Origin of the sequence: Massilia phyllosphaerae (genome assembly GCF_034659755.1) — a bacterium.
Lineage (GTDB): Bacteria > Pseudomonadota > Gammaproteobacteria > Burkholderiales > Burkholderiaceae_D > Telluria > Telluria phyllosphaerae.
Genome location: NZ_JAXSQX010000002.1, coordinates 1 through 11,278, shown reverse-complemented (window position 1 = coordinate 11,278; position 11,278 = coordinate 1). Strand labels below are relative to the sequence as shown.

General features: G+C 57.8%; 13 protein-coding genes and 1 pseudogene. 4 read left to right on the top strand and 10 right to left on the bottom strand.

The features are described from left to right. Window positions 1-132: 132 nt before the first annotated feature. Window positions 133-1,806: a M28 family metallopeptidase gene (locus tag U1H99_RS08165; protein ID WP_323141236.1), complete on the bottom strand. Its 1,674-nt coding sequence runs from the start codon at window positions 1,804-1,806 to the stop codon at window positions 133-135. 410 nt (window positions 1,807-2,216) lie between these two features. On the opposite strand from U1H99_RS08165, the pseudogene U1H99_RS30125 reads away from it, so the two are divergent. The 4 genes and pseudogenes from U1H99_RS30125 to U1H99_RS08150 all read left to right on the top strand — a co-directional run. Further along, a pseudogene (locus tag U1H99_RS30125) lies at window positions 2,217-2,348 on the top strand (peptidase M28); the annotation flags it as partial. 54 nt (window positions 2,349-2,402) lie between these two features. Further along, window positions 2,403-3,209 (top strand): M28 family metallopeptidase, encoded by an 807-nt coding sequence (locus U1H99_RS30120; RefSeq protein ID WP_375341602.1) that lies wholly within the window; start codon window positions 2,403-2,405, stop codon window positions 3,207-3,209. A 123-nt stretch (window positions 3,210-3,332) separates the two neighbouring features. Then, the gene (locus U1H99_RS08155; protein ID WP_323141234.1) at window positions 3,333-3,683 is read left to right on the top strand and encodes a hypothetical protein; all 351 of its coding nucleotides are present in this window, start codon (window positions 3,333-3,335) and stop codon (window positions 3,681-3,683) included. A gap of 109 nt (window positions 3,684-3,792) precedes the next feature. Further along, window positions 3,793-4,752: a D-2-hydroxyacid dehydrogenase gene (locus tag U1H99_RS08150; RefSeq protein ID WP_323141233.1), complete on the top strand. Its 960-nt coding sequence runs from the start codon at window positions 3,793-3,795 to the stop codon at window positions 4,750-4,752. A 306-nt stretch (window positions 4,753-5,058) separates the two neighbouring features. Here the strand turns inward: U1H99_RS08150 and U1H99_RS08145 are convergent, their stop codons facing one another. From U1H99_RS08145 to U1H99_RS08120, 9 genes are all read right to left on the bottom strand, one after another. Continuing rightward, entirely contained in the window at window positions 5,059-5,856 is a 798-nt protein-coding gene (locus U1H99_RS08145; protein ID WP_323141232.1) for a regulatory protein RecX, read from the bottom strand. A 191-nt stretch (window positions 5,857-6,047) separates the two neighbouring features. Further along, entirely contained in the window at window positions 6,048-6,611 is a 564-nt protein-coding gene (locus U1H99_RS08140) for a hypothetical protein (protein ID WP_323141231.1), read from the bottom strand. A gap of 44 nt (window positions 6,612-6,655) precedes the next feature. Then, window positions 6,656-6,925 (bottom strand): hypothetical protein, encoded by a 270-nt coding sequence (locus U1H99_RS08135; protein WP_323141230.1) that lies wholly within the window; start codon window positions 6,923-6,925, stop codon window positions 6,656-6,658. A 224-nt stretch (window positions 6,926-7,149) separates the two neighbouring features. Next, window positions 7,150-7,491: a DUF6968 family protein gene (locus tag U1H99_RS30115; RefSeq protein WP_375341591.1), complete on the bottom strand. Its 342-nt coding sequence runs from the start codon at window positions 7,489-7,491 to the stop codon at window positions 7,150-7,152. Window positions 7,492-7,783: 292 nt separating this feature from the next. Beyond that, window positions 7,784-8,245 (bottom strand): hypothetical protein, encoded by a 462-nt coding sequence (locus U1H99_RS08130; RefSeq protein WP_323141229.1) that lies wholly within the window; start codon window positions 8,243-8,245, stop codon window positions 7,784-7,786. Between the two features lie 166 nt (window positions 8,246-8,411). Next, window positions 8,412-8,801 (bottom strand): lysozyme inhibitor LprI family protein, encoded by a 390-nt coding sequence (locus U1H99_RS30110; protein ID WP_375341601.1) that lies wholly within the window; start codon window positions 8,799-8,801, stop codon window positions 8,412-8,414. A gap of 129 nt (window positions 8,802-8,930) precedes the next feature. Continuing rightward, entirely contained in the window at window positions 8,931-9,488 is a 558-nt protein-coding gene (locus tag U1H99_RS08125) for a T6SS immunity protein Tdi1 domain-containing protein (protein WP_323141228.1), read from the bottom strand. A 96-nt stretch (window positions 9,489-9,584) separates the two neighbouring features. After that, entirely contained in the window at window positions 9,585-9,968 is a 384-nt protein-coding gene (locus tag U1H99_RS30105; protein ID WP_375341590.1) for a pentapeptide repeat-containing protein, read from the bottom strand. An 82-nt stretch (window positions 9,969-10,050) separates the two neighbouring features. Continuing rightward, window positions 10,051-11,211 carry an IS30 family transposase gene (locus U1H99_RS08120; RefSeq protein ID WP_323141227.1) on the bottom strand — a complete coding sequence of 387 codons (1,161 nt, stop codon included), beginning with the start codon at window positions 11,209-11,211 and terminating at the stop codon, window positions 10,051-10,053. Window positions 11,212-11,278 lie beyond the last annotated feature (67 nt).

Here is an 11,278-nt window from a genome sequence, read left to right as displayed (position 1 = left end):
CGGGCTCATGATGACCGAGTGTACGGCGCGGGCGCGGGCGGGACTGTACGTCAGTTAACTGTGGCTGCGCATGAACGTCGCCCCAGCGAAGGCAGGGGCGACGGTTCGGGCTAACGGTGCAATGAAAGGCCGTTACTTGCGCTCCCCCGCACTCGCATCGCGCGCCGCCCTGAACTCGGACGCCTTGCCCCAGTTCGGCCAGCCCTTCGATTCCGCCAGGTCGCGCCCCAGCGAGTACAGCATCTCCAGGTCGCGCTGCATGCCGTCGAAGGTCCATTCGGCCTGCCACTCGTCGGACGGCTGGTGGTAATTGTTGGCCACGTACTTCTCTTCGGCCGCCTTGCCGGCAGCACGCCCTCCCTGGACCCAGGTCTCGCCGGAGCCGAAGGAAATCGCCGGCACGCCGCGCTTGGCGAACGGGAAGTGGTCGGAGCGGAAGAAGTGGCCGGCTTCCGGTGTCGGGTCCGGAGCGTAGCTCACTTTATAGGTCTTGGCCTTGGCGATCAGCTGGTCCAGCAGGTCGACCTTGGCGTTGCCCGAGATCGTGAAGTCGCGCGTCGGGCCGTAGGGGCTGAGCGCATCCATGTTGATCACGCCCACGGTCTTGGCCAGCGGGTAGACCGGGTTCGAGGCATAGTATTCGGAACCGAGCAGGCCCTTCTCTTCCGCGGTCACGGCCAGGAACACCACGCTGCGCTTCGGCGCCGGGGCGTTGCCGTAGACGCGCCCCAGTTCCAGCAGCGCGGCGATGCCGGTGGCGTTGTCGACCGCGCCGTTGTAGATCTTGTCGCCCTTCGCATCCGGCAGGCCGATGCCGAGATGGTCCCAGTGGCCGCTGTAGATCACGTACTCGCCCGGACGCTCGCTGCCTTCGCGCAGCGCCACCACGTTCTTCGAGGTGATCACCTGGGCGTCGACGCCGTACTTGCCGGACAGGGTGACGCCCTTCAGCTCGACCGGCTTGAAGGCGCGGCCCTGGGCCTGCTTCTTGAGCTTGTCGAAATCGAGGCCGGCGCGCGAAAACAGCGTTTTGGCCAGGTCGCGCTGGATCCAGGCTTCCACCGGCGCGTGCGCCTGGGTCGGATCCTTGCGCACGATGTCGTACATGACGTTGGTGTTCGAATTCTTGACCGTGTTCCAGCCGTAGGACGCCGGCGCGGTCTCGTGGACGATCAGCGTGCCGAGCGCACCGCGCTTGGCCAGTTCTTCGTACTTGTAGGTCCAGCGGCCGTAATAAGTCATGGCCTTGCCGCCGAATTCACCCTTGCCGGTCTCGAAGTCGGGGTCGTTGATCAGCACCACCGCCAGCTTGCCCTTCAGGTCGACGCCCTTGAAATCGTCCCACTTGCGCTCCGGCGCGGACACGCCGTAGCCGACGAACACCAGCGGCGCATCCTTGAATTCGACGCCCTTGGCGCCGTTCATGGCGGCGCGCACGGCGATTTCCTCGCCCTGGGTCAGGTTCCGCACCCCTTTGCCGTCGCTGAAACTGAGCGTCACCGGCCCCTTGATCTCGAAGCGGCCGAGCGGCACGTCCTGGGTCCAGCCGCGCTTGCCGTCCTTGAGGTCACCCCCGGGTTGCAGGCCTGCCTGAATGAACTGCTCGGTGATGTAGGCAACGGTCTTGGTTTCGCCCGCGCTGTTCGGTGCGCGGCCCTCGTATTCGTCCGAGGACAGTACCTTGACGTCATGCGACAGGTGGCTGGCTTCGATGCCCACCGGCGCTGCCGCGTTGACTGTAGCGGAGGCGGTAGCGGCGCCGGCGAAGGCGGCAAGGACCAGCAAGGCAAGCTTTGTTTTTCTCACGGCGATCTCTTCGGTAAAAAATATTTCGCCTGAGTATGGTTAAAAATATTTCTGCTGTCAAATAGTCAACGTGCATGAAAACTCCTCTATATTGAGCGGGCCTGTCCATCACTCCGACAAGAGGTTTTGTGAAATCCATCCGCCCCGCCCTCGCCTTCGCGCTTCCCTTCACCTTCGCCTTCACACTGGCCCCTGCGTTTGCCCAGGACGCGGCATCCGCCGGCGACCCGGTCGCCAGCCTGGTCGGCCAGCTCGACCTGCAGCGCTACAAGGCCACGATCAAGGAACTGACCCGCTTCGGCGACCGCCAGCAAGGTACCGAGCGCAATCGCAAGGCGATCGACTGGATCGAAGCCCAGCTGAAATCCTACGGCTGCGCCACCGAGCGCATCCACTACGAATACAAACCGGTGCCGCGGTCCCGTCCCGCGCCCACCGGCGGCGGCCGCGCCGGCCCGTCCGGCCAGGGCGGCAGCACCCTGTTCGGCACGCGCGGGCCGATCGGCGTCAACACCGATCCCCAACTGCAGCCCGACGCCCGCCTGCGCGCGCTCAACGCCGAGCAGCCCGACCCCAAGGGCGGGCCGCGCGAGGAAGTGGTGTGCACCAAGGTCGGCACCAGCCGTCCCGACGAGATGTACATCGTCGCCGCCCACATGGATGGCCTCGGCTTCGGCGAAGGCGCCAATGACGACGGTTCCGGTACGGCGCTGGTGATGGAGCTGACGCGCATCCTGAACGCGCCCGGCGTCAGTACCGAACGCACGATCCGCTTCGCGCTGTGGAACAACGAGGAAACCGGGCTGAACGGCGCCAGCGCCTACGTCGAGCAGCGCAAGGGCTTGCAGGGCATCGAATCGCCGAAGGGCTCGGGGCGGTATCCGGAACCGCGCTGGCTGGGCATGATCCAGCACGACATGATGATGTTCGACCACGGCATGCCGCTGCCGAAGCTGGACGCCGCCGGCAAGCCGGTGCTCGACGCCAAGGGCCAGCCGCTGGCGGTGCCGGCAGCGACGCAGCGGCGCGAAGCCGACGTCAACATCGAGTTCCAGGCGACGGCGAAGCAGGCCGAGGGTGCGCAAAAGCTGGCCTGGCACTTCCGCGCCGCCAACGAAAAATACGCATCGCACTATCCGGCCGCGGTCGGCCAGCACATGACGAATACCGACTCGACACCGTTCATGGACCTGGTGCCCTCGATTTCGCTGCGCGAGAACGAGCGCGGCATGCAGATCGGCGCCGGCTGGAATCCGCACTGGCACCAGCCCACCGACCTGTTCGCGAACTACACCGACGAGGACTTCCTGCTCGGACTGAATGCGGCGCAGACGACGCTGGCGGCGCTGGCGCAGCTGGCCGGTGCGAAGGTGGACGCCAAGGTGGGCGCTGCGGCGAAATAATTTTCAGGTGCTCAGTTGTAAGTGTGTGTAATCGTGTCAACCGGCCTTGCAGCAGCTGCGTTTCTTGACCAGCAGCACGGGAATCGTCCCACTACTTCAACAATACCTGAAGGATACATCGCCATGAGCAAGATCGTCGCTACCCTGATCGCAGGCCTGTTCGCTACCTCGGCCTTCGCCGCCCAGTCGACCGCCACGGCGCCGACGACGACGCAAGCCACCAAAGCCGACGTCAAGGCCGACAAGGATGTCGCCAAGGCCGAAGCCAAGGAAGCCAAGAAGGCCGCCAAAGCCGATGCCAAGGTAGAGAAGAAAGCCGCCGAAGCCAAGGCCGACGTCGCCGCTGAAAAAGCCGACGCCGCCAAGACCAAGGCCAAAGCCCACAAGAAGGCCGAAAAGGCCAAAGCCGATGCTGCTGCCGACAAGACCGCAGCGCACGCAGACCAGAAAGCCGACATGGCAGCAAGCAAATAAGCCCAGCGGCTCAAGCCTCTCCATCTTCGAAAAGACAGGGTTCGCCCTGTCTTTTTTTCGTCCGGCCGTTTCACTTTACAATGGCGGTTCCATGTTCCGGGATCCGCCCATGCATCGTATTGCTCATCGTATCGTCTTCCTCGACCGCGACAGCCTGCTGGCCAACGTTCGCCGCCCTGCCTTCGAGCACGACTGGCAGGACCACGCCGCCACCGCGCCGCACGACGTCGTCGCGCGCCTGCGTGGCGCCACCATCGCCATCACCAACAAGGTCCCGCTGCGCGCGCCCGAGCTGGCCCAGCTGCCCGACCTGAAGATGATCGCGGTGGCCGCCACCGGCACCGACAACGTCGACCTGGCTGCCTGCCGCGAGCGCGGCATCGTGGTGGCGAACATCCGCGATTACTCGGTGGTCTCGGTGCCGGAACACTGCTTCGCGCTGATGCTGGCGGTACGCCGCAACCTGCGCGCCTATGCGGCCGACGTCGAAGCCGGCAAATGGGAACGCTCGACGCGCTTCTGCCTGCTGGACCATCCGATCGGCGACCTGGCCGGCAGCCGCCTCGGCATCGTCGGCTACGGCGCGCTGGGCCGGCGGGTGGCGCAGATCGGACGCGCGTTCGGGATGGAGATCGCGGTGGCGTCGCGTTCGCCGGTCACGGATGGCGACGTGATGGCGCTGTCATTGGACGAATTGCTGGCGACCTCCGACGTGGTCAGCCTGCACCTGCCGCTGAACGAACAGACCCGCAACATGATCGGCGCACGCGAGCTGGCGTCGATGAAGAAGAGCAGCATCCTGATCAACACCGCGCGCGGCGGGCTGGTCGACGAGGCGGCGCTGGCCGAGGCGGTCTCGAACGGCGTGATTGCCGGTGCCGGCTTCGACGTGCTGAGCAAGGAGCCCCCTGTGCCCGAGAATCCGCTGCTGAAGCTGCGCCTGCCGAACTTCGTGCTGACGCCGCACGTGGCGTGGGCCTCGGGCGGGGCGATGCAGACGCTGGCGGACATGCTGGTCGATAATATCGAAGCCTGGGTGGCGGGGGCCCCGAAGAACGTGGTTGCTTGATGTCCCGGCAAGCAAGCGACTGCAAGGAACGCTTGATGGATGTCTGCTCGTCGCTCGTGGCGGATGCGCATTCTGCGAAGGCGATTTAGCCATCCTGGATGGGCTCACCCCCCCCCTCCGTCGGGCCGTCCGGCATATAGCAGTATCAACCCTAAGCAGGTGTGCTGCTACCGCTTTTCCGTCTTCGCGTCCAACGCCGCCATCCTGATACGCTGATTGCGACCACGAGCGTCCAGAACAAGAACGCGAGACCCAGCCGTGGCGCCTTGATCTCTTCACATCGCATTACTAGTGCAACGTCTAGTCCTATTCAGGCCCAGATTGCAGATGCTCCATGGCGATATTTATTGAATGGCCGCTGAAGCCCCGGTAAGCCAGGAAGCGATAAACCTTCTGCCGCAGTTCTTTTGTCATCCCCGTCTGTGCAATGTCCTTGCGAAACTTCTCGACCACAACGACAACACGCTCATCTTCCGGCTCCATTTGCGCGATGGTTGCCTTCGTAAGTTGCTCGTCGATACCCTTCTGTCGGAGAGTCAGGGCGACTCGCGCGTCGCCGACCCGTGGTTCGATCTGCCGGGTTTTCATCTCCGCATACCGTTCATCTGACTGGTAATTCAAGCCCTGCAGGAGTTTCAGTGCGTCATCTGCCTCCTGTTCGCTGTAGCCTCGCAGGACTAGTTTGCGTTGCAGTACGGCTGCCGAATACTCCCGTTTGGATAAGAGCCATCCGGCATACTGGTGCGCGGGTTGCTTCGGTTTTTGCCGTGGCTGAGCCGGGTCGCGCGCCTTGTACTTGGGCTTTTTGTCAGAGGTCCTTGCATATTCTCCCGGAGCAGGCTTTTTCGTCCCGAAACTGGTCTTGGAAACCTTCTTCTTGTAGTCGGAGCTGCGTGTGATTTTGGGCACACCATCCTGCGCCGGCGCCCCCTCAGTCTCAAAAGTCCGTTGCGGAAGCTTGCTGGGCCGGTCGGTCTGGTCATCCTTGCTCTTCGGTCTCGCTCCAAAGCTTGATCGCTTTGGCTTTTCGCCACTCCCATACTCTTCAAGGTCCTCATCGGTGACCTCTACAGGTTTTCCGGTCTTCGAGTTAATCAGGTACATAAATAGGTCAGGCTAGGAGCATGATTAACGATGTCGGCGTCAGGCGAATCGCCTCGCCGGACCATTGTATTCCCTGCACAGGTACACTGGCGGCTTGTGGCCGAACCCGTTTGTTCAAGCCAGCATTGCAGGTTGCCAGGTTGAAAATCCATCGACGGTCGCGACAGGCCGGCACCGACCCATTGCAGACGTTAGCTTTCGAATTGATCGACAAGCTTATAGAGGCGTTCGCGCTCGCCAATGTTGCTTTCGTCACCTTCCAGCTCGTCTATGCGATGACGGACCGAGTAGTACTCACGAGCGTTTCTGATCTTGTTTCGTTCCACGACAGAGGCTAACAGTGCCGCATCCTTCTTGAAGAAATCTGGGAAGTTTTTGGCTATAGCAATGTGCAAAACATTTAAGAGTCGAGCTCGGTGCTCGCCTCCAATCTCGTGAAACAACATCGGTAGCTCACGCAAACCTTGCTCCATACCAGACGCAATCTGCGACTTAGTCACACCTGAGCGAAAAGCTTGTTCATATCCGTTTTTCGTGGATTCCCATGACGAACAAAGGGCGGCAATCATCGGTTCTTGAACGTCTGAGATCGCTGCAATCAGTTCTTCAAAGGTCGCCAACAGCTTGTCATATCTCGTTATCGAACGGGGCATTCCAATCCCTGGTGGTTGATGGCGAAGGACCGCTTCTGTCCGGTAGCGGACGGTCGGGCCAGGATAGCAGGTTGCCGAATCGACAAACTCTCGAACTGTCATGATCGTCTGCTTCCGACCCATTCCAGACGTTAGAAATATGTCGCTTACTCCGCAGTTCCTTGGGATATCTGCCGATTGTGCCTCTTACGCCGCGCCACGATTACCTTTGTCAACCCAAGTATGGCTAACAAAAACGAGATGACGGAAAACGATTCAACTAGTGGCTGGGGCAATACATGGGAATAGAACTTATCGAACAGCGTATATGCCGCTAAAAACCCCCAGATGGCGGCGAACAGCCATCTCCGTGCTTGCATGAAGCCTGCCATGGCGATAGTTGAGCAGATCAAGGAGAAATAAGCCGTCAGGTGCATGCGATATCCAATTTTCGGTAGTTGCGCAGTCTAGCGCGGTATAGCGACAAAAAGCTCACACAAAGCTACAGGAGCCAGAACCTGACCGGTCCACAAGCCACCGATAACTAGTGCGACCGGCCGCTTTTGGCCGAACCCGGCCGTTCGACACAGCATAGCAGGTTGCTGAAGTGAAAAACTTCACTAATGATCACGACAGGCTGCAACCGACCCAGAGCGGCCCCTTAGATGCTTGAACCAGAGGACCCAAAGATTGCATTAAGGGATTCTAAATTCCATTTGCAAGTACGGTCGCTGAGGTAAACCAGATTCGAGTTGGTTTCCACGAGAGGGCGGAGTTGACTCGCCAGCAGTCTTATTGCTAGGCAGAGTGACTGTAGCGAGCTAAAGCCATAGATGTCAGCAAAACGACCAAATAAGCCGTCGAGTGAGACAGGGCAGGCCCACAGGTCCTTATCAACCTGGTACGGCTCGCCAACATTCGCAGATATCTCTACTTCGGTCCCATCTTCGCGCAGCCATAGAATACGTTCTAATGCGATCCATTTTGGTGGCTCAACCCGCATTTCTCCCCCTCCTTGTGTCCTCTGCTACCTGATCCCGGACAGCCTCTGCCCAGATGACTAATGCGCTTTTGAACGAGTGCTGGTCTACCTGGACGACATTAAGTTATCGCCTTCCATGGTCCTGCTTGTTCCTTGTTGAGCGTTGGTACGTCTGCTCTTGGCCGGTTGCAGACGGTCGAGTCAGCATAGCAGGTTGCCGAGCTGACAAACTCTCAGACTGTCACGACAAACCGCTTCCGACCCGAAGCAGACCTTAGGGAGGAGGAATATTGCCGCTCAGCGCGGTGAAAATTCAGTCAATTATTTTGGTTGCGTAGGCCTGTCTCATGACTTGAGGAATCTCGAACCAAATCCATTGGTCGTGAACGGAGAGAAGCTGTTGATCAGCTCCAAACACTTTTGTTCTCGTCAGGTATGAAGTTCTATTATGAATTCCCTCAAACGGCGGCGATTGTGCAACCACTTTACCGTTCTGCACACCCCCAGCTACGATGAATGGTGTGTCAGGCCGATTCGGATTCTCGAATTCAACTTGAATTGTTGAGCCAGTGGGCAAAGGCTTTTTAGCTCCAAGGGTCAATGCGAAGATCGCAGTCGGCTCCTGCTGTGCGATTAAAACCATCGCAACCTGCGACGTAAAAAATTCAGACTGAGTTGGTTTTGAAGGGCCAGAGGGCCGTGTCTCTTGGGCTAACGCTCCAGTGAATATCATTGCGATAAAAGCAAAAGCAAGTAATTTCTCAAGTGATTTCATAATTGTATCTCTCTCTCTTGTGTCCGCTCTTGGCCGATAGCGGCCGGTCGAGCCAGCATAGCATGTTGCCGAAGTGGAAAACTATCAGACTGTCACGACCGGCCTGAACCGACCCAAGGCAGACGCTCGCGGTGAAAAGTCGGATTAGGGCAGCTCTAGCATTCCGCTACTGCCCGGGACCATCTTTTAGGATCTGCCGGAGCTGCCTAGTTCTTTCTTTTGTTAGCTCTAACTGACGAGAGCTCCACAGCATGGGATACATACTCCCCCAGCATTTCTGAATATCCTCTTCCGAGCATGAGAAACGAGCTTGTAACTCTGCATCCCGAAACGCTACCCACGCACGCTGCGCCGATCGAAGATTTTTCACGAACAGCGGATCATCTGCCATTCTCGTCGCGAGTAGGCGGTAAACATCGTTTAGCGCTTTGTCTGCTTTGAGCAGTTCTGCACTCGCACATGCGTTTAGCTCTACTTGACTGCTGCGCGGGTTACACCCGGGGCCAATATCAGCCCACGAAAGGCCGGGTGAGAGCACAGTCAGGGCAAACACCATCGCGACGTATCTACTCATTTCTATCCTGACGTGATGATTTCGACGTCTGATTCTGGCCGATCTCAGTCATTGAGCTCAGCCTCTTGATCATACTAATCTGGTCGATCGCCAGCTACCCTGCAATGCCAATTAGTTCATATTAATTTTCTTAATTTTTTTACCCGGCGGAAACGTTTGAAGTTGCTGGAAGATTTGACCGAGGAGGGAGAAGTGTACAGCCAGATCGCTTGCCTCGAGATTTTCGGTCTTTCGGGAGCCACCCAGTACTGGCGGGTGAACGAACGAGTAGACCTCATGCTCACCAACCTTCAGGCCGCGAGTATGGGCCTCCTGAAGCCGTTGGGTCGCGAAGTACTCATCGACAAATTCCTGATCTGCGCGCAGGCGCCAATGGAAAGCATCAAGACTCTCCGCAATTGGTTTCAGCTTTCCTTCCAGCGTGTCAACAAAGCTAACAACACCGGTCTTCTTGTTCAGGACAAAAGCATCACCCATTGTCGTGATCACGACAGGCCTATTTTCCGCCCCGATAAGCCATCTCCAGTCGTCAAGCAGGTGTGGCGCTTCTTCTTTACCCAGCGTCCGCGTGAGGTCGCCAGTAGACCAGGCACCAGTAGCAGGCAGAGACTCGCCAGCCAAAGCTAAGCTAGAGACGATTGTTAGTAAAAACGTTGCAAATTTTTTCATAGCGACCATTGTTATCCCTCGTGGGACGAACCTGCGACCATGTCCGCTTCCGACCCATTGCGGATGCTGCGATCTGAGTTGCGTCCCTATTGAGTGTTAGCGTTTATTGCGAAATTCTTGCTCGAGTTCCTTACAGTTTTTTTGTGTACACCCGTACCAAACGACATCGTCGAATGAGCAATTCGCGCCGAGGTTGTCTTTAAGGAAATTGCAATTAGTGAAGTTGCAGTCTACGAACTTCGAGCCCGAAAAAGCGGTGCCTCTAAACGTGCAATTGTGGAAGTTGACTTCAACGAAGAGCGCAAGATTGAACAGCCCCCAATACCATTCGCAGTTTTCAATTTTGCAGGATACGAAGACTGAGTCAACATCGCCGCCTTCTGTGTTAATCCCAGTGAATTCGGTGTATCGGAAGACATGATCCGACCAACCGACAGGTTTGTTAAGGCGTCCTTGAAATTGCTCAGATTCAAATAACATAGATCGAGTCTTTATGGCGACGTATTGGGGGTGGCGACGTTTCTACACACTGCGGTTTCAATGTCTGCTTCTGGCCTTGGATTCAACCGGTCGACGCAACAAGTTGGCTGAATCGTTCAGCGGGTGTTTGATATTCTAAAGTCTTCCTTGGTCGCTCATTCAGTTTGCGGGCAACTTCATTGAGTTGAGCCTGCGAGTATGACGAGACATCGACGCCTTTGGGGAAGTACTGGCGCAATAGCCCATTGGTGTTTTCGTTACTGCCGCGTTGCCACGGGCTGTGCGGATCACAGAAGTAGACATCAATGTCGGTAGCAAGCGTAAAGCGCTTATGGTCAGCCAGCTCTTTACCCCTGTCCCAAGTGAGCGATTGATAGAGTTCCTGGGGTAATTCGCGTGCGTTATCGATCAATGCATCGATAACTGTTTCGGTGTCTTTGCTGGCGACTTTTACCAACATGACATAACGGGTCTGACGCTCAACCAAAGTGGCGATCTGGCTGTTACGGTCCCCGAACAACAAGTCGCCCTCCCAATGGCCAGGTACCGCTCGATCTTCGACTATGGCAGGCCGTTCGCTGATCGATACCGTATCTTTGATCCTGCCGTGGTTGTCGGTTTTTTGTGTGTGATGACGCGATCGGCGCATGATCCGGGGCCGCCGAAGATGCGCTAACAGCTCTTTTTTCAGCGCACCACGTGCCTGAATGAAGAGGCTACGATAAATCGTCTCATGCGACACCTGAAAGTCCTCATCCCCTGGAAACGTATGCTTGAGCCAACCGGCAATTTGCTCTGGCGCCCACTGTAATTGAAGTTTGGTGGCCACTATTTCTGCCAGCATAGGATTGCCCACCAGCTTACATGTCTTGGGACGTTGGGCACGCCTCCAGGCAGCATCGTCGGCACAGTTTGCTCGATAGCTCACCTGGCCGCCATTTCGGCAGATCTCGCGGCTAATTGTAGAAGGTGCTCGTCCAAGAAGTTGGGCGATTTGCCGGACCGGATGACCAGCAGCTAACGAGCGCGATATCTCTTCCCGCTCTGCCAGTGACAAGGCTAACCTTGACCGCTGCCTTTGCGCAGGGCGAATGCCTACAGACTCGGCAAGAATTCGCTGTATCGATGAGTGATTTCGATCGAACAGCGCGGCAATTTGATGAAGCGATTCGCCCTTCTTCCAACGCTCCCACATGAGCGCCTTCTGCGTTTCTGTATAGTAGATCCTAGGTCTCTGCTTCATCCGCAACACTCCTTCTGCTCATGCAGAGTTTAGTGTGTTGCATTGACCAGTTGAATCCAAGGCCGAT